The organism is Ignisphaera sp., from assembly GCA_038831005.1.
GTDB lineage: Archaea > Thermoproteota > Thermoprotei_A > Sulfolobales > Ignisphaeraceae > Ignisphaera.
This window is the reverse complement of record JAWBKZ010000004.1, coordinates 237,022-254,913: the sequence shown is the minus strand read 5'-3', so window position 1 is coordinate 254,913 and position 17,892 is coordinate 237,022. Positions and strand designations below refer to the sequence as shown.

The 17,892-nt window shown below is 36.5% G+C and carries 16 protein-coding genes and 2 tRNA genes; 4 read left to right on the top strand and 14 right to left on the bottom strand.

Translation table 11 applies throughout. The features are described from left to right. Positions 1-10: 10 nt before the first annotated feature. Complete coding sequence (locus QXK50_06255; protein ID MEM2008755.1) at positions 11-3,466, bottom strand: DNA-directed RNA polymerase subunit B; 3,456 nt, start codon at positions 3,464-3,466, stop codon at positions 11-13. A gap of 16 nt (positions 3,467-3,482) precedes the next feature. Further along, positions 3,483-3,743 (bottom strand): DNA-directed RNA polymerase subunit H, encoded by a 261-nt coding sequence (locus QXK50_06250; protein ID MEM2008754.1) that lies wholly within the window; start codon positions 3,741-3,743, stop codon positions 3,483-3,485. Between the two features lie 159 nt (positions 3,744-3,902). Between QXK50_06250 and QXK50_06245 the strand changes: the two genes are divergently transcribed. After that, positions 3,903-3,979, top strand: a tRNA-Lys gene (locus QXK50_06245). 124 nt (positions 3,980-4,103) lie between these two features. Continuing rightward, positions 4,104-4,179, top strand: a tRNA-Thr gene (locus QXK50_06240). Between the two features lie 70 nt (positions 4,180-4,249). Here QXK50_06240 and QXK50_06235 read toward each other — a convergent pair. The 12 genes from QXK50_06235 to QXK50_06180 all read right to left on the bottom strand — a co-directional run bounded on the left by QXK50_06235 (position 4,250) and on the right by QXK50_06180 (position 15,904). Further along, positions 4,250-5,611, bottom strand: coding sequence for a hypothetical protein (locus QXK50_06235; protein ID MEM2008753.1), 1,362 nt, complete (start codon positions 5,609-5,611; stop codon positions 4,250-4,252). 23 nt (positions 5,612-5,634) lie between these two features. Then, positions 5,635-6,039, bottom strand: coding sequence for a hypothetical protein (locus QXK50_06230; GenBank protein ID MEM2008752.1), 405 nt, complete (start codon positions 6,037-6,039; stop codon positions 5,635-5,637). Positions 6,040-6,235: 196 nt separating this feature from the next. After that, complete coding sequence (locus QXK50_06225) at positions 6,236-8,749, bottom strand: hypothetical protein (protein MEM2008751.1); 2,514 nt, start codon at positions 8,747-8,749, stop codon at positions 6,236-6,238. 187 nt (positions 8,750-8,936) lie between these two features. Then, complete coding sequence (locus QXK50_06220) at positions 8,937-9,770, bottom strand: hypothetical protein (GenBank protein MEM2008750.1); 834 nt, start codon at positions 9,768-9,770, stop codon at positions 8,937-8,939. 4 nt (positions 9,771-9,774) lie between these two features. Continuing rightward, entirely contained in the window at positions 9,775-10,680 is a 906-nt protein-coding gene (gene pyrD, locus QXK50_06215) for a dihydroorotate dehydrogenase PyrD (GenBank protein MEM2008749.1), read from the bottom strand. Positions 10,681-10,682: 2 nt separating this feature from the next. Next, the gene (gene pyrC, locus QXK50_06210; GenBank protein MEM2008748.1) at positions 10,683-11,954 is read right to left on the bottom strand and encodes a dihydroorotase; all 1,272 of its coding nucleotides are present in this window, start codon (positions 11,952-11,954) and stop codon (positions 10,683-10,685) included. Further along, positions 11,923-12,702, bottom strand: coding sequence for a hypothetical protein (locus QXK50_06205; GenBank protein ID MEM2008747.1), 780 nt, complete (start codon positions 12,700-12,702; stop codon positions 11,923-11,925). Before QXK50_06205 ends, pyrC begins: the two co-directional genes overlap by 32 nt. Positions 12,703-12,707: 5 nt before the next feature. Further along, entirely contained in the window at positions 12,708-13,190 is a 483-nt protein-coding gene (gene pyrI / locus QXK50_06200) for an aspartate carbamoyltransferase regulatory subunit (GenBank protein MEM2008746.1), read from the bottom strand. Then, positions 13,187-14,161 (bottom strand): aspartate carbamoyltransferase, encoded by a 975-nt coding sequence (gene pyrB / locus QXK50_06195; protein MEM2008745.1) that lies wholly within the window; start codon positions 14,159-14,161, stop codon positions 13,187-13,189. Before pyrB ends, pyrI begins: the two co-directional genes overlap by 4 nt. 34 nt (positions 14,162-14,195) lie before the next feature. Next, positions 14,196-14,792, bottom strand: coding sequence for a phosphoribosyltransferase family protein (locus QXK50_06190; protein MEM2008744.1), 597 nt, complete (start codon positions 14,790-14,792; stop codon positions 14,196-14,198). Next, positions 14,780-15,460 carry an orotidine 5'-phosphate decarboxylase / HUMPS family protein gene (locus QXK50_06185; GenBank protein ID MEM2008743.1) on the bottom strand — a complete coding sequence of 227 codons (681 nt, stop codon included), beginning with the start codon at positions 15,458-15,460 and terminating at the stop codon, positions 14,780-14,782. Before QXK50_06185 ends, QXK50_06190 begins: the two co-directional genes overlap by 13 nt. Positions 15,461-15,544: 84 nt before the next feature. Continuing rightward, complete coding sequence (locus tag QXK50_06180; protein ID MEM2008742.1) at positions 15,545-15,904, bottom strand: hypothetical protein; 360 nt, start codon at positions 15,902-15,904, stop codon at positions 15,545-15,547. Positions 15,905-16,105: 201 nt separating this feature from the next. On the opposite strand from QXK50_06180, the gene QXK50_06175 reads away from it, so the two are divergent. Both QXK50_06175 and QXK50_06170 read left to right on the top strand, forming a co-directional pair. Then, complete coding sequence (locus QXK50_06175; protein ID MEM2008741.1) at positions 16,106-16,780, top strand: metal-dependent transcriptional regulator; 675 nt, start codon at positions 16,106-16,108, stop codon at positions 16,778-16,780. Between the two features lie 295 nt (positions 16,781-17,075). Further along, positions 17,076-17,870, top strand: coding sequence for a spermidine synthase (locus QXK50_06170; protein ID MEM2008740.1), 795 nt, complete (start codon positions 17,076-17,078; stop codon positions 17,868-17,870). Positions 17,871-17,892: the final 22 nt, after the last annotated feature.

The following is a 17,892-nucleotide window of genomic DNA, read 5'->3' as shown; positions in this document are numbered from 1 at the left end:
CTCCACCCATTTAGCTTCCTATGTATGGTTCATGTTTATCCGAAAGTACGAGTCTTGGTTTTATGCCCATACCCATCATCTCCTGTATCAATAACTTGAAAGCGTATGGAATTACTACTGGGTGAAGAGTTCCCTTATCTTTATGTATAGGGCATTCATACATTTCTTTTTTCTTATTATACCAACCGATAAACCCACATTGATCGCAAACATAAACAACAGTTTTGTCAGAACTTTCCAATAATCTCTCCTTTAGTAAGGCTGAAGCCCCATGGCCTATTATGGCATCACGCTCCATTTCCCCAAGCCTTAGCCCTCCCTCTCTAGCTCTACCTTCCGTAGGCTGTCTCGTTAGAAGTTGTACAGGTCCCTTGGATCTAGCGTGCATTTTGTCGGCAACCATGTGGTGCAGCTTCTGATAATAGACTATACCTATGAATATTGGCGATCCTATAAGTTCGCCTGTCCTTCCATCATACATAGGCTCCGTACCATCCATAGGATAGCCTAATACTAGTAATTGTTTCTTTAGATCCTCTATGTTCTCTTCAAAGAATGGTGTTCCATCAGTAAATCTACCTCTGAGAGCTGCTACCTTACCACCTATGCTCTCCATTAATTGACCCAGAGTCATTCTTGATGGAAGTGCATGTGGATTTATTATCAGATCCGGTGTTATGCCGTCAGATGTGTAAGGCATATCATACTGAGGTATTAATGCTCCTATAACACCTTTTTGTCCATGTCTAGAAGCGAACTTATCACCTACTTCAGGTATCCTTAAGTCTCTCGCTCTCACTTTAACGAGTCTATTTCCATCACGGGTAACTGTTACGAATACTGCATCAACCCACCCTATTTCTCCATGTCTAACAGGAATAGATGAGTCTTTTCTTCTTTGTGCCAGTATTCCATATCCTTTGTATTCCTCTATAAATCTAGGCGGACTTGTCTTACCTATAAGTACTTCACCACCTCTAACTTCGACCTCAACTTTAACAATGCCATCTTCTTCAAGCTTTGAATAAACCTCCTTACCTCTATACCCTAAAACCTTAGTGTCAGGTATCTCTATTCTATCCTCTTGTCCTCCAGCATATCTCAATTCTTCTGTAGCATACAGCCTAAAGAAGTTCGATCTAGCCAGACCTCTATCAACAGACGATTTATTCATTATAACTGCATCCTCCATATTATATCCTGTGTAGCTCATAACAGCAACAACGAAGTTTTGACCAGCAGGCCTATCATTGTATCCTATTACTGATAGTGCACGTGTTTGAACAAGAGGCATCTGTGGATAATGTAGTAAGTGTGCTCTAGTATCAACCCTAAGCATGAAGTTAGACATATAGAGGCCGAGCGCTTGTTTAGCCATAGCAGATTGATATGTATTTCTTGGTGACTGGTTGTGTTCAGCATACGGTATAGTTGAAGACGTTGTACCCATTACTGCTGGCGGCCATATTTCTACATGTGTATGTTCCTTGGCTATATCTTCTGGATTTATGGCTATTAACGCGTTTTCCTCTTCTTCCGTATCCAGAAGCTCTACATAACCATTCTTTAGAAGGTGCTCAAAAGACATCATTCCCCTCTTAACCTTCTCTATAATGTCTTTAGATATCACTAATTTACCGTTCTTGACAATGAATAACGGTCTGACAATTCTTCCGGAGTCACAATTTACATAGACTTCATCTATAAACTTTGTCTTGTAGTGCGCCACACCTACTTCATAGTGTATCTCTCCTCTTCTCCTCATCTCCCTGACCTTTTCAGTTAGTTCTAATCCATTAGGATGATAACCTATTAGTGTACCGTTCAGATACACCTTGCTCCATGAAGATATTACCTCATAGCTTAACTCATTATCTCTAAGTTTATTGAATATCTCGATTAGCGGTACTACGCCAAGCTGATAGAGCGTAACTTCTACTACTTTTTCATCTACACCAACAGTTATTGTTGCAGAAAGAGCTAGATTCTTGACGAGACCACAGTTAGGTCCTTCTGGTGTTTCAAAGGGGCACATTCTTCCAAATTGTGTTCCATGGAGGTCTCTCGCTTCAAAGTGGGGCTGGCTTCTGCTTAATGGCGAGATAGCGCGTCTCATGTGGCTCATAGATGAAAGCCAGTTGGTTCTATCTATTATCTGTGTAACACCTGTCCTGCCACCTATCCACGTTCCTGTAGCCATTGCATGTTTTATCCTTTCAGTTATAATATCGCTTCTTATGTAGAGAGCAAGGTTTATCTTTCTTTCTCTAGCTTTTGCACGTTCTATTTGATACCTTAAGTCTCTAAGAAAGGCCTTAAACGCTACTCGGAACAGTAATGCCAACATATCTCCAGCGAGTTTTACCCTCTTATTCGCATAGTGATCTTTATCATCCGGAGGTCTACGTCCTAAGACAAGCTCTAGAAGTTTACACACCATTTGACCTAAGAATAACGCTTTCTTAGTTCTAGACTCAGATGAAACACCTAAATGAGGAAGAAGATATCTGTCTATAACGTATTTAGCCCTCTCTATCCTATTTTCACGAGCTTGACCTATAGCTATCCTAGACCCTATATAGTCCAAAGCATCGTCTACCGTAGCTATTTCGCCTGCCTGTATAAAGGATGGAAAAAGCTCTTTCTGTATCTCTGGATCAGGTGATACAGCTAGAGCTATATCTATATCTCTCTCTAAACCTAGCGCTCTCATCAGTACAACAAAAGGTATTTTGCCGGGAACCGCTGGAAACGATACATGTAGTGTTCCATCTTTATGTCTATCAAGTATAATCGGTATTCTATAACCTATAGTTGAAGAAACGACTTTAGCTGTATGGGTTATGTTTAACCCTTCTTGACCATAATCAACGATAACTCTATTGGAGGCTAGATCTTCCTGTGCTACTATTATACGTTCTGTTCCATCTATAATGAAGTAACCTCCTGGATCTCTAGGATCTTCACCTATCTTTACAAGTTCTTCTGGATCCATTTTAGATAGAGGATCTTTAACAGATTTAACCATAAGGGGTATTTCTCCAATCATTATCTCTACAGGGCTCTCTGGTATATCATTTTCATAGGGAACAAATGTCACATAGAGAGGAACTGCATAAGTTAAATCTCTATGACGACATTCCATAGGGGTTATGTTCTTATTTATACTTCCATCTATCTCTCTTACCTGTGGATCACCAAGTCTAAGACCTTTTATTAAGACCTTGTAACCAGGTATCGATGTCTCGATAACGGGTTCTTCGAGTATTATCTTTTTTAGAAGATCAGTAATAAAGGAGTTATAGGACTCTATATGATGTTTGGTCAATCCCTTCTCTCTGATATATAACTCCATTATAGCCCAGCGGTCATCAGGTGATAAGATCTCTGATTTTGTATGTGCTTTAGGCATAGGACCTAGTGATGCATATACATTCTCTCTATCGACAATATTTATAGAGCTCATAACCTTTTCACCATGTTTAAGGAACTACATATCTATAAACAACTACCTCTCCACCAGTAGGACTTTTCCTAACGATCTTAACGATATCTCCAGGTTTAGCACCAATAGCTCTAGCTACAGGGTCTCTAGACCTTATCCATGGTAGCTGCTCCGGCCTTATACCGTATCTCTTCAGAACCTCAAGTCCTTCTTCAAGTGATACAACTTCATGACGAGGCACAAGCTCATGCTCTAGTATCTTTACGTTTATTGAGGAACCCCTCCTTCTAGCGACCATTAACTACGCACCATCTAATAATCCAACCAACATTATTACTCAGCAGTAACCTCTACACACAGAACCACACTTATAAATGTATCTCGCACAATTCAGCAAAAAGCTTTTAACACAGAAAAACCAACACACTACTCAACCATAAATAACCACAAAAAGAAAGGGCCCGTAGCTCAGCTAGGTAGAGCGGCGGGCTTTTAACCCGTAGGTCCCGGGTTCAAATCCCGGCGGGCCCGCCACAACTTTACATCAACATCAAGATCTAACACATTACTTAATTAAAAATCACTTATCATACCAATATCTAGATTAGGAAAAGCTAAATCAATTTTTAAAGCTGTATTAACAATTTAACAAACGGTTGCCGCCGTAGCTCAGCGGGTAGAGCGCCGGCCTCGTAAGCCGGAAGTCGCGGGTTCGAATCCCGCCGGCGGCTCCAGCAATAGAACTACATTCAACTATATTTTACTAAAGTATCAATTATATTACTGAGACCAGTCTGTAGGATTCTATTTCTCCTCAATGTGATGCCTATAGTTTGTCTTAAGTCTATATACCTCTATATATGCTCCAGGCCATATACCTGAGTTTTGAAAAGTTCTTGTGGGAGATTGGTCTTGATTTATGTAGATGTACCATGGATCTAGGTAAAATGGGTGACCTGCTGACCAAACTCTATATGTAATGATGTCGTATTCCTCTAAAAGGTTGAAGTGTGTGTCAAATACATAGATTTTATGACGACTACCAAATTCTGTATCTGTGGCCAATGACATCATGAACCTTATTTCGCCGTTAGATGTAGTAACAGGATATATACAGGGATTTTCACGACCTCTCTCGAATATTGTTTTAACATAGGTAAAAACCGTTGATGTAGGATCCTCTATCTCCCACAGTATAGTTCCAGCTGTAAAACTTGATGTAATTGCATACCATTTCCCATTAAATTTAAATATAGCTATATCGTAGTGCCCCCATCTACCTCCTGGTGGTGCATTCACTAGTCTTATGTTTTCATTAAGTTCAACCAGTTTGAAATTTTCATCAAAAACAACTCTAACTATTCTGTGAAGATCACCTTGATAAGATCCACCCCAATTCATTAAGTAGCCGTGTATATTTCCATCAATCCACTTAAATAGAGCACCCTGACCTGTATAACTAGGGTTACCCCTGATGATAACAAGCTTAATTGGCTCATAACTAATCATGTCTTTTGTCCTAAGAATAAGAATGCCTAATGGCTGACGATAGAATCCTGCTGTAGCAAAGAATATCATGTACCCTTCAGAATCTTTTAGAATAGATCTTGGGTTATATTTCCCATCACTCCAATCAAAAACAGGTCTAAGATCCCTTATACCAGTACCAGCCAAATCATATACAGTCATACCCTCTACAACTACTGAAGAGTTGCATACCTCTACCAAGATTCTAACATTATATAGCCAGAGTTGTGGTGTTGATACTTGTGCTAAAAGAATCCAATCAGTATCGATATCCTTACGCTTAACAAATACCTCAACAGCAGATAGAGCATACGCAAATAGGATGTCTATACTATCTACATTCTCGAGATCAATAAACCTCTGATTAGTAACCCTCTTGTCCTGAAGATACACATAAGTATATATGTATCTGTCGATCAGTATGGTTATGAATCGATTAACATTTAGTTGCGAAATTGTTGACATAGATATCCGAATTTCGCCATCTATCCTCGATATAGCGAGTTGAATGTTGTAGACCTTGTATCCCTCTATCTTAACTACATTATTATATGCAATTATACAAGCATCTATAGCATGTATTGCTAAACCTTTCTCTATCAACTCGTAAGAACCATTAATGATCCATCTATTAGGCATAGAACCTAGGTCTTCAGTATAACTTATACTATTACTGATATATATATGAATGGCATTACTGTAGAGAGTCTTTCCCCTAATTCTACATAGACATCTGGAGGTAATGAGGATTCTGTAGTAGAGATAGGTATGAATGATTGTGTAGGTAGTGAAGCTAATAGAGATGAGGTAACATAATTTGATATCATAGCCTCAGTATAGGTTACAGTTTCTGTTCTAGTTAATGTTATTATTCTCTCAATTGGTTGAATTAGTGTTTCAGTAATAAAGACTGTTGTAGGCGATATTACTGTTTCTGTTAATGTTATCGTTCTTTCAATAGATTTAAAAGATGGTCTAATAATATATCCAGTTAAACTTGACACTATAATAATGACTATGAGTATGATTATAAACAAGGATTTAGGAGATAGATACACCCTATTCATATTCTATAAATCACCTAATTAATGATTTTGATAAATGTAACATAAACTATACATGTAGAGAGCCCTATGAGTATATCTATTGGTATCCGACCATCTATAGAGTTCAATATTGTAATGTTATGTAGAGATATTGTGAATACAAACAAAATAGATAATAAAAGTGTTGAAACATTGGTATCTGCTTTGTATTCTATATTTACTCTGTTTTATACATCTTTAAAGCTAGATCCTTCTCTAAACTATCTATTGATATGCATGCTTTTCCTTGAGTAACCATTACCTCTTTACTTTCTACTACTTCTCCTCTAAATGTATCCCAAAACTCAACTACATACATACCATCTTCTAAACCTTCTACTGAAATCACTACATTCTTTAGAGGTATAGGTGATTTGTTTAATACTGCATAATTCCACCAGTTAAAGTCTGTATTCCTTATCCACATTATTGCAAAACTCTTATTACCTAAACCTATTGCCTGCACCTTTGCTGAAGCGTATATAGTGTTTTCGAATACTATGTAGTTCCATGTATACCAATCTATACCTTCATTATCTATTCTAATCTCATATGTACCAGGTTCAAAATCTATTGTAATGTCGATATTATACTCATTAGCATCTTCATCACTTTTACCATCTATATCGGGTAACACTTTCTCCTCTATCTTTGTGTTATTGACATATATCGATACTACTGCTGATCCTCTTCCTACAGAATTTACATTCAAGATCATTCTACCTCTATCGAGAAACGTAACTATGAATATGGGATTCAGAGTCCGCTGGTTATGTCCTTTACCGTACACAAAGCCACTAAGTAGCGATGTATCACCCTCTATCTTTCCGTTAGGGTATATAGTGTAGATGTTCTGTTTTACTGGTGAAACCCAGATCCATCCAGCACTTGGATAAAGTATTAAGGAAGTTGTATTACCTTCGATAGTTGAAGCTGATTCTACATATACATTTAATCTACTTAGTCTTCCTTTTACTGGGTCAACACCTTTTAGGAATTCAGATAAAGCTTTAAAGTGATAGAACAGGTTGTATCTCTCTATCTGTGTATCCCACCACCAGCTCATGGCCGATATAGGAGATCCTGATAAAGTGGAACTCCATAATCCTTCATGAAGACCTATACCTTCTCTATCTATAGCCCAATACGGAATTCCAGTAAATCCCTGCATCCCTATCCATCTATAATCTACACCAAACTCTGTTATCACTACAGGCTTTCTATAGGTATTCCATAGAGAATCTATTATACTTGGTATTGAGGATCCTATATCCTTAAACCCTGTGGGTCCATATCTATGGACTGTTATCAAATCTATACTCTCTATGTTCCATACTCTTGGTTCTGAGTTATAGTCTGCAAGATTTACAGTTACAGGTCGTTTATAGGGATCAAGTAACTTTACATAACTACTTATCTCTTTAACCCAATTAACAAAAGCATCTCTAATACTAAAGAAGTTTGATGTTAGATCAGCTTCATTGGCTAATTCCCATGCAAGTATATGTGGCGAATAACCCCATCTAGCGATTATGTACCTCACCTTATTCTTGAATATATCTATGGCTATGGGATTACTCCAAAATTCTTCAGGATTCTTTATAGGCCCTCCTCTTAAAGCATTATATGGATTGTTTTCCCAATCATCTGCAAGTTCGTTATGCCACATAAACACAAATATTATGTAGATATCATGTTCTTCTGCCAATCTGATGATTTCATCTATTCTTGCTGCATCTGCTAAACTATAGCGATTCAAATTACTCCATTCTAGATTTAGAGACCATGGAACAAGACCTATGCGTACAACCTTAACACCTAATTCTTTAAGTCTTTTGAACCATGAGCTATAGAAGGATATAGCCTCAAGTTTGTTTGGAGGCCAAGCTAAGTTTATGCCTATCATTATTTCTGAAGATCCGTCTTCAAACACCAAGAATTTCTTTGATTCATCAACTGATATGAATCCTCTTTTGTTTCTACATTCAGAAACCTGTATCTTCAGCTCTTCACTCGAAATTTTTACCCCACTACTGTTTCTAGCCTCTATAACTACCCTATATTCTCCAGAGACTTTTGGTGTAAAACGTAATGCCCAGAGAGGTGGCGTATTGAATAAAACTATATGTTCCCTCGATCCCATACTTTGAATCGTGTAGTTCCTTGTGTAGAACGCTGGAATTTTGATAACCTCGTTATTTGGTGTATAGATGTATCCTACAACATCTATGTCGCTTGAGTTGTATGGATTTCTGTACATTAGGTTCGATATATTGAACATTACTTCGATTTTCTCGTAACACGAAATAATTGTTTTGGGATAATAGATTATATTCATAGCGAGACCCTTTTCCTGTGGAGAGGTCTCTGTCGGTGAGTGATATAAAGGTGGCTGACTAGCTATACTAGTAGTATAGTCAGTAACTGTGGTTACTGTTTCTTGCGAAGAAGTTGTAGGTGTAGTTAATGTGTTTTTTGTGATGTCTTCCTCATCTCTAATGGTATTCGTTATAGGTGTTGAGATCTCCACAGGTGTTGTTTGTGTAATTGGAGATGTGAATTCTGTTGGTAATGTCTTTGGAGTTACCTCTTTATCACTTTCTCTCACTAGATAATAATAGCTATATACGGTAATACTAGCCAAAACAATTATCACTACCAAATATATGGCTATACGTTTTTTAGACTCCATATCGTTATCCCAAACTATTTATCCTTGTATTGGTAAATATGTCTATAGCTGGTAAATAAATTAAAATTGCCTCAATAGAAGTAATTCTATAGGATTTTGAAACAACACTATATATTGTGAAACATCTTTAGCTAGTATTTAGCAATTAGTAAAGTATTGTGTCACTACATCATTAATATAACATTATCTAGAGTATGTTCACAGAGATATTTGCACCATGTTTAACGAGATATGCAAAGAAGATTGAGTAAAGTCCTTCATCTAGACCAATGTCTGAGATGCAGATGTTTCTCATAGCTTTATTATATCCATCGGTTATTAACAATAGGATTGCTAAAAGTTGTAGCATGTAGCTTTTATTCGTATGTTCTTCAGATATCTCAACTCTATACATATATGTTCTCTTTTCTCTGTACCCCTTCACTATCCCTCTTGCAGTTAAAAGAAATTCTGTAATCGTATTAATTGAAATTTCTATTCTGTAATGATTTTTAATAACTTGTCTTATTAGTTCTTGGAACAGATCTATAGTCTTGATAGTATCGATATTATGTAGAATAGAAAGAGTCTTCAAGCATTCTCTGCATATCTTTATACGTATCAATATTTCGTCGATATTTGAAAAAATTGTGGTTATACGGTCTATGAATGTTTTTACGATAGTAATATACGGAGGTAGCGATAGTAGATTCTTATAACAAGAAACATGATTGAGACAATAATCAATTAGTACAACGTTATCCACCTTACTGTCTATGTAATTCATTAATTGTTGTCTTACAGAATCTATGCAAATAGTGTTCACAAATACTATCAATTCCTTTAGTTTTACTATTTGTTCAAAGTCTTTCTCGAGTTTAGCCAATGGTTTATGGAAATATTGTATCTCTAGAGAGTGTTGAGGCAAGTATTCCCATACATATGTCACTATATATGAATATTTATTACTCAACTCTTTAATGTATCGATTTATCTCCATCGCTAAACTCGTATTTAATGTTGCTATAACAAGTATAGGCACACCTTTACACCTTATGAGCGAGACCAACTGCTTGTGAAATTTCTTTCATTCCTATTGTTTCTAGCCATTCACTCAATCCTTTAACTATATCTTCTACAATTCTCTTTGGATCACGCATTAATGCTGTTCCTACTTGAATAGCTTTTGCTCCAGCTAGAATCATTTCTGCTGCTGTTTGCCAGTTTACTACCCCTCCACATCCTATTATATCGGCTTTAGTTTCTTTATACACATCATAGACAATTCTGACAGCTATAGGATGTATTGGGGTACCAGAAAGACCTCCATAGATATTCGTTAATACAGGCTTTAAAGAATATACATCTATATATATAGCCTTTATTGTGTTTATGAGCGTTAAACCTTTGGCTCCTGCCTCTAATGCTTTTTCTGCTGATTCAACTACTCTATCGCTTAACCCTAGTTTAGCTACAACAGGTATCTTTATTGTTGAAACAACTGCTCTAACTACTGAGTACACATTCTTAGGATCTACCCCTATCTCGACGCCATACCCTTTGGTATGAGGACAACTTAAGTTAAGCTCTACAGCATCAGCTTTATTCATATCCGCCTCTACAGCAGCCTCAATGAATTCATCTTCATTTCTACCACCAATACTAACTATAATAGGTGTGCCATATTTTTTAGCTTCCTCTACAAGCTCTCTAATAATATTTTTACCAGGATTCTCTAGACCTACAGCATTAATTAATCCACCTGTAGGTAGCTCAACTATTATTGGTGGACTATAACCTTCCCTAGGTTCTGGGATTATGGTCTTTGTAACTACAGCAGCTAATCCATAACTTACAAGTCTTGATATATGTTCTCTATGTGTTCCAAGTATACCACTAGCATTCATTACAGGATGTCTAAGACTTATTGTGGCTACAACTGTTTCTAGCATGATCAATTCACCATAAACTTTGTTAAAGGTTCAGGTTTGATTTTCTCTTCATATCCTTCATCGATATAAACAATACCGCCTCTGACTATAGTTGCTGTAGCTACACCCTTTAATACATTCTTTTTGTAGGGCGAAAATCTAGATTTCGAATAAAATGTTTCAGGATCGACACAAAATTCTTTATTCATATCCACTACAGTATAACTAGCTACACAACCAGTATACGTACATCCCCATCTCTTAAGCCCAAGTATTTTGGAGGGACCTCGAGATAAGAGCTTTACAACGTCATCTAGATCTATAGCACCTAAATTTACTAAGTTTAGGATTAAGGAAGCAGTCAATTCTAGAGAAGCTATACCTGATGGACACATCGAGAAATCAAGAAGTTTCTCATCGAAACTGTGAGGCGCATGATCAGAGGAAACTGCATCAAATGCTTTCAGTAGTTTCAATAATGAGTATCTTGTTGAAGGAGTTCTAAGAGGAGGATTTACTTTAGCTATACAGCCCATTTCCTTCTCGTGAGAAGAATCTAAGTAGAGATAGTGTGGACAAGTATCTGTAGTGAATTTATATCTTTTTGCTAAAGATAGTGTTAGAACATTTGTTATATGTGTGATATGGATCTTCATATTTTCTTTAACATGCATGTGAACAATATCTAGAGCTGAAAGCTCGCTTTCAATAGGTCTACACATCCATCTAGAACCAGCTTCACAATCATTCACCATATATGGATGTTCTGCATGAACAATCACTATTCTATTTAGATCTCTGGAACTAGTAATATTGAGGATCTTGGGGAATAGGTGAAGATCTTGAGGAAAGAATTTTACACCTACAACACCTTCTTCATACAACATGTCATACATTTCCCTATAGTCTTTTGCTGGAGATACATAGATTCCAAAATCAACTCTACTCTTTAGCTTAAGTGCTTCTATTTTTTCTTGAAGAGCTTGTTTGTTATCTATTCGTGGTAAAGTGTTAGGCATATCTACAACAGCTGTAAAACCACCTCTAGAAGCAGCCTTCGTACCGCTTTCTTCATCTTCTTTATAACTAAGTTTAAGTCCACGTAAATGTACGTGGATATCTATGAACCCTGGGAGAAGTATGCCTTTAGCACGAAGATCTATACATTCATAATCTCTACATAGATTCTTGTCGATATAGTTAAATCTTCTTTCAACAATACCTTTATTAACTAACACCATTATCTCTTTCAAATAACCATCTTCATATGTTTTTGCTATTATTAGTCTTTCCAAGATGCTGTATCACCTCATCACATCTAAATACTGGTCCATCTATACAGAGAAGCTTGTTTGATGCTCTAATGAAGCAGCTACCACATAGACCTATGCCGCATTTAACCATTGTTTCAAGAGCTACATATGCTTCTAGGTTAGTGTTTCTTATGTATTCGCATATACCTTTCAACATAGGTTGTGGTCCTACTGCTAATATGATGTCATAATCTTCTAGTGGAATATTCTTTAGCCTCTCTAAAGCTGTTCCACAGAAACCATAGCTACAGTCTTCTGTTGCCATAAATAATCTATACCTATCTCCAATATCTTGATTAAATCTATTTAAATCAAATAGTTCTTCTCTTCGTTTAACTCCCCATACAACATCGAGCTTCTTGTATTTTGACCTATATATGAAGAAAGGGATGGGAGCTATACCTATACCTCCAGCTATCACTAGTACACTTTTCGTATAGTCTTCAACGATAAAACCTCTACCTAGAGGCCCCTTTAAACCTACTATCTCACCTTTACACATTTTAGAGAGTGTTTCTGTACCTAGACCCTTAACTTTGAATAGAAAATATATGATGTTGTTGTCTACAAATGCCACACTTAAGGGTATTTCATCTACGCGAGGTACCCAAACCATAAAAAAATTGAACGGAGAGATACTGTCTACATGTGTAAATAATTCTACAGCTAAGAGATACGTATTTTCAGCTATTCTATCTATCCTTAATATTTTGGCAGGTTTAATAGACATAACATTCATCTTATGATAAGCTTTAGTATATCATCTCTAGTTACAATGGTTGAACAATATTCGCAACGAAATACAAGCTGATCCTTTGATAATGTTCTAAACCTAGACTTTACCGGTTCTCGTTCTTTATTCGATATACATGTAGGATTCGGACATCTAATTACACCCTCTATAATCTCTGGCACATTTACCTTAAACTTCTCAACTACAACAAAATTCTCGATAATGTTTATAGTTGCTGTAGGAGCTATGAGTGCTATAACGTTTACTTCTGCTGAAGTTAATTTTCTACGCTCTATCTTTATTATATCTTTTCTACCTAACTTCTTGCTCTCAACATTCAATAGTACCGCTATTCTCCAGCCTTCTCCACCAGTTATATTCAACACCTTTAGTATGTCTAGAGCTCTACCTGCTGGTATATGATCAATGACAGTTCCATTCAGTATTTTTGGAACCACCAACGTGTGTATGTTTTCTGAACTCATATCTCTACACCAGAAACCAAAGATAATAAAGACATTCTTAGGGGTACACCTAATCTAGCTTGAAGATAGTAGGCTGCATATCTTGATGTATCAACTTTATGGTCTATTTCATCTACTTTTGGTAGAGGGTGTAGAACTTTTAATGTAGACTTGCCTTTCTCTAGAAGATCTAATGTAACAATATACGAACCTCTAACTTTTTCATACTCCATAGGATCTGGAAACCTTTCTCTCTGGATACGTGTAACATATAGAACATCTGCTTCACTGATTATTTCTCTCACATCATTTTTCTCTTCGATAGGTAGACCTCTTTCTTTCAGTATTTGTAGAACTTCGCTACGTATACGTAATAGTTGAGGAGCAACTACATACAACTTCTTGGGCTTATATAGAGAAAGACCGTATATGAATGACATTGCTGCTCTTCCATATCTAAGATCCCCTAAAACAACATACACTAATCCATCGATTGATCCAAAGAGTATCTTTACTGTATATAGATCGATCATAGCTTGTGTTGGATGGTGTTGAATACCATCACCAGCATTGATAACAGGGTTTTCGGCTATTTCTGCAGCATATTTTGCTGCTCCTTCATATCTATGTCTTAGAATTATAATATTGGAATATGCATCAAGCATACGTATTGTGTCTGCCAAGTTTTCGCCTTTAGCTATACTGGAGGCTTCCTCACCTATGATCGATACAACATCTGCACCTAGACGTTTTGCTACTACTTCAAAACTGAGCCTTGTACGAGTAGATGGTTCAAAAAAAGCGAGAGAGACCACCTTCCCGTTTAATAGATTCAATTTTCCCTCAACTTTGCGGAATTTATCTGCATACTCAAACAATGTCTCAAGCTCCTTCCTAGTGAAATCCAGTATTGATACTACATCTCTATTTTTAAATGATGTGACCATCTTTATGCCCAAATCTAATGCTACTATCTGTAAACTATAAAACATTTCTGTCTACAATGATGAACTCTTTGGACACTATCTATAGATCTTGATTAAAACGCTTAATGTAGTTAATAACTTCGTCATAGGTTCTCGTATCGATTAACTCTTTCTCATAAAGATGTTTAAAGATGTTTGATACATTAATGTAGCTGTAGAACTTCATACCGAGTGACTCTATCTTCTTTCTTGCTCCTTGTTCTCTATCTACAACCACTAATGCTGCTATTGGTATACCCCTAACCTCCTTTATGGCATTATATGCATGTTCTATAGATCCTCCAGTAGTTGCTACATCATCTACTATTAGGCAGCTTTTTGATTCTACAACACCTTCAACAATAGACTGCGTACCGTGAGCCTTTCTGTCTATCCTAACATAAGATAGAGGTTTATTAAGCCTACATGCTATGAATGATGCTAACACTAGGCCTGAGGTAGCTATACCGACAATAACGTCGTAGCTACTTAGATCCCAAGCAGAACATAATTCTGTTACGAGTTTTTCAATAACATCAGGATAGCTATAGAGTTGCCTCAAATCTATATAGAATGGGCTTTCTAGACCCGAAGTAAGTTTATATCTACCTATCTTTATCATACCCTTTCTAAATAGCTCTACAGCTAGCCACGACATAGCAATAACCTCTTCTTCTGAGACTCTAATAAACCATGTGCCAGCTCTCTTACTTTTTCCAAATCTGAATACGTAATAGCTCTACCAACTATCTCATAGTCAGCACCAGCACAAAGAGCTGCACCAGGTTCTGCTCCCTGCACTCCTACTCCAGGTGAAATTATTTTTATCTTCGATCCAACTTTTGATCTAATGTATTGTATTACATTAGGTCGTGTAGCTGGTGCTACAACACCCCAGCTACCAACACGTTCTGCTGTATCTACGAATTCATCTATATGTCTATCTATGAATTCCTTAGAACCTTCATGAGACATTGATACAACTAGTATCAACTTAATGCCCTCTTTTTCACATACCTTAGCTAGCACCTCTATACCTTTCTCGTATCCTACGAATGCATGAGCAATAACGGCATTGAAACCCACATTCCTCAGCATTGTTGCCGTTAAAGCCATTATATCTCCTATATCAGCTAGCTTAAGATCCGCTATTGAGAGACCATCGTAGTCTTTAAATAGATTATTTAACCAATTGATGCCGTATTTAACTATAGCCGGTAATCCTATCTTGAATCCCTTTACTATATCCCTTAATACTTTGTATCGTTCTGTAACCCATTTCTCTGAACCAACATTTATAGGTGGATCTAGAGCCACAATTAGCATAATCTACCTACCACTATGTAAAGTATTGTTTATATGAATATAAAGTATTGTTAAGTATTAACATAAGAAATACGTCTAATGATATTAACTTCTGGTAGACCAATAGGGACACACAGCACATATCTCGGGATGAGATGAAACAAGTATTTTGAATCTGCCCCCATCTGGTATTGTTGTTAGTGTAGGAATGTTGTTGTCTAGATTCAAGAAATTGCACACACCTTTCACAGGCTCAAAATGCCTACATATTTTTCTCTTCTCTTTACCAATAACAACAATATTCATAAGCACCCCAGCGATATCTTCTACTGCTTCGCTAAGTTCTTTTAAAGATGTGGAATCTTGATGTATGACTAAACTATTCCTTGATCCAATACCCACTATGCTGTTTATGAATTTTGGTACAGTCTTAATCTTCTTATGTACGTGAACTGAGATGCCCATAAATATAACCTTTGACAATCTCAGTAACGTTGATGCTTCAACAATTTGCTTTATCCTACAGAGTAGTTATTAAGGACTGAGATACATAAACATAATAGTACCACTCCGTAACCTTATTCGGTATTTGAAGATACTTTATTAACATTATTTATAGTTTAATGTTTATATAGCTTTATTCTATAATCTCTACTGGAACTAGCTATGGTTGTGAAACACTTCAAGATACAGACTAAGACATTAGAGGATTATCTTAAGGCCATGTATAGACTTGAGGAAATATATGGTATTGCTAAAACCCAAGATATTGCGACAGAGCTTAATGTAACGCCTGCTACTGTTTCTAAAACTTTGAAGAAACTAGCTGAAGGAGACTACATTAGATGGATACCATATGAGGGTGTTAAGCTAACAAAAAAAGGTAGAAGATTAGCTGAAGATGCTATTAAGAAACATAGAATTGCTGAAACCTTTCTTCATCTTCACTTAGGATTTGATCTTATAGAATCGCATAGGTACGCACATATGTTCGAACATTTACCAGATGAAATATTGGATAGGCTTTGGATATATATGCAGAAACCAAGCCGATGCCCACATGGAAATCCTATACCGGGTTCAGTTACAGATAATATAAGTGATCTACCGTTAACAGAGTTTGTTGAAGGAACAGAGATAGTTATTACACGTATTTTATGTTCGTTTGATAGCTCCCTTCTTGCAAAGGTTATCAGTCTAGGTATCGAGGTAAGTAAGAAGGTATGCATAGAATCTACATCACCTATGATGATATCCTTGCTAATAAATGGTAAAAGAGTTGAGTTAAATAGATACGAATCACGACTCATAAGAGGTTTAGCTATTAAAAAATGTCGATGAAAACTGTATACAGTGAGTTCCATTACAGTAATTGAAATTTAGAATCAGCGCTTTGGCCCTTCATCATTTTTCAGTATTTAGCATGCACATCATCTATTGAATTGTTTTACAGCTGAACACTATTAATTCTAGCTAGATTTTTATATTTAATGGTTCAACAAAACCACAGAAAAACTATATAACCTAGAACTTTAAAACGCCTAGAACTACTATGTGATCTCCAGAAACTATTGACACAAGGTGATATAGGCTGCTCGGTTTAGTTGTTACCCAAGGTATAGGAAGAGGAAGTACAATGAGTTTAAGAGTTAAACAGGTACATGTTGTAAAGAGATCCAGATATCAGGAGATAGTAGTAGCAGAGGTGGAGGATTTTGGACGAAGCCTTATTCTCGACGGATATATTCAGAGTAGTGAAGCAGATGAACACGTATACCATGAATCTCTAGTTCATCCAGCTATGGTGCTTCATCCTAACCCAACCAAGGTCTTGATAATTGGTGGAGGTGAGGGAGCTACATTGCGTGAAGTTTTAAAACATAAAACAGTAGAATTAGCTGTTATGGTTGATATAGATGAAGATGTTATTGAAGTTTCGAAAGAATATCTGCCTTCATTCCATGGAAATGCGTTTTATGATCCAAGAGCTAGGATAATAATTGAAGATGGTTTAAAGTTTGTCTCTGAAGCAAAGGAAGTATACGATATCGTCATACTAGATCTAACGGATCCATATTCAAGCGATATAGCTGGACCACTCTATAGCGAGAATTTTTATAGAGATATACATAGGATTCTAAGCAACAATGGTCTAGTCGTTACACAAGCCGGTTCAGCATTCTTCTATAGAGATGTTTATAACTCCATAGCTAATTCTATTAAGAACATCTATAGATACCATCTAGAATACCAAGTATGGATTCCATCATTTGGATACTCATGTAACTTTGTTTTGGGATCCAAAGAATACAATCCAATAGAGCATCTCAAGAAGGAGTTCGTGGATAGTATACTGAAATTTAGAGGAGTTGAAACTAAATTTATAAATGGGCAACGAATAGAAGCTTTAGTTAGTATAGGCATATACTGAGCATGATATAAAGAAGACATAG

Excerpts from the sequence above, each read along its gene's own strand:
- QXK50_06255 (MEM2008755.1), bottom strand. The coding sequence starts at position 3,466 with ATGAGCTCTATAAATATTGTCGATAGAGAGAATGTATATGCATCACTA.
- QXK50_06250 (MEM2008754.1), bottom strand. The coding sequence starts at position 3,743 with ATGGTCGCTAGAAGGAGGGGTTCCTCAATAAACGTAAAGATACTAGAG.
- QXK50_06235 (MEM2008753.1), bottom strand. The coding sequence starts at position 5,611 with ATGCCTAATAGATGGATCATTAATGGTTCTTACGAGTTGATAGAGAAA.
- QXK50_06230 (MEM2008752.1), bottom strand. The coding sequence starts at position 6,039 with ATGAATAGGGTGTATCTATCTCCTAAATCCTTGTTTATAATCATACTC.
- QXK50_06225 (MEM2008751.1), bottom strand. The coding sequence starts at position 8,749 with ATGGAGTCTAAAAAACGTATAGCCATATATTTGGTAGTGATAATTGTT.
- pyrD (MEM2008749.1), bottom strand. The coding sequence starts at position 10,680 with ATGCTAGAAACAGTTGTAGCCACAATAAGTCTTAGACATCCTGTAATG.
- QXK50_06205 (MEM2008747.1), bottom strand. The coding sequence starts at position 12,702 with ATGTCTATTAAACCTGCCAAAATATTAAGGATAGATAGAATAGCTGAA.
- pyrI (MEM2008746.1), bottom strand. The coding sequence starts at position 13,190 with ATGAGTTCAGAAAACATACACACGTTGGTGGTTCCAAAAATACTGAAT.
- pyrB (MEM2008745.1), bottom strand. The coding sequence starts at position 14,161 with ATGTTTTATAGTTTACAGATAGTAGCATTAGATTTGGGCATAAAGATG.
- QXK50_06190 (MEM2008744.1), bottom strand. The coding sequence starts at position 14,792 with ATGTCGTGGCTAGCTGTAGAGCTATTTAGAAAGGGTATGATAAAGATA.
- QXK50_06185 (MEM2008743.1), bottom strand. The coding sequence starts at position 15,460 with ATGCTAATTGTGGCTCTAGATCCACCTATAAATGTTGGTTCAGAGAAA.
- QXK50_06180 (MEM2008742.1), bottom strand. The coding sequence starts at position 15,904 with ATGGGCATCTCAGTTCACGTACATAAGAAGATTAAGACTGTACCAAAA.
- QXK50_06175 (MEM2008741.1), top strand. The coding sequence starts at position 16,106 with ATGGTTGTGAAACACTTCAAGATACAGACTAAGACATTAGAGGATTAT.
- QXK50_06170 (MEM2008740.1), top strand. The coding sequence starts at position 17,076 with ATGAGTTTAAGAGTTAAACAGGTACATGTTGTAAAGAGATCCAGATAT.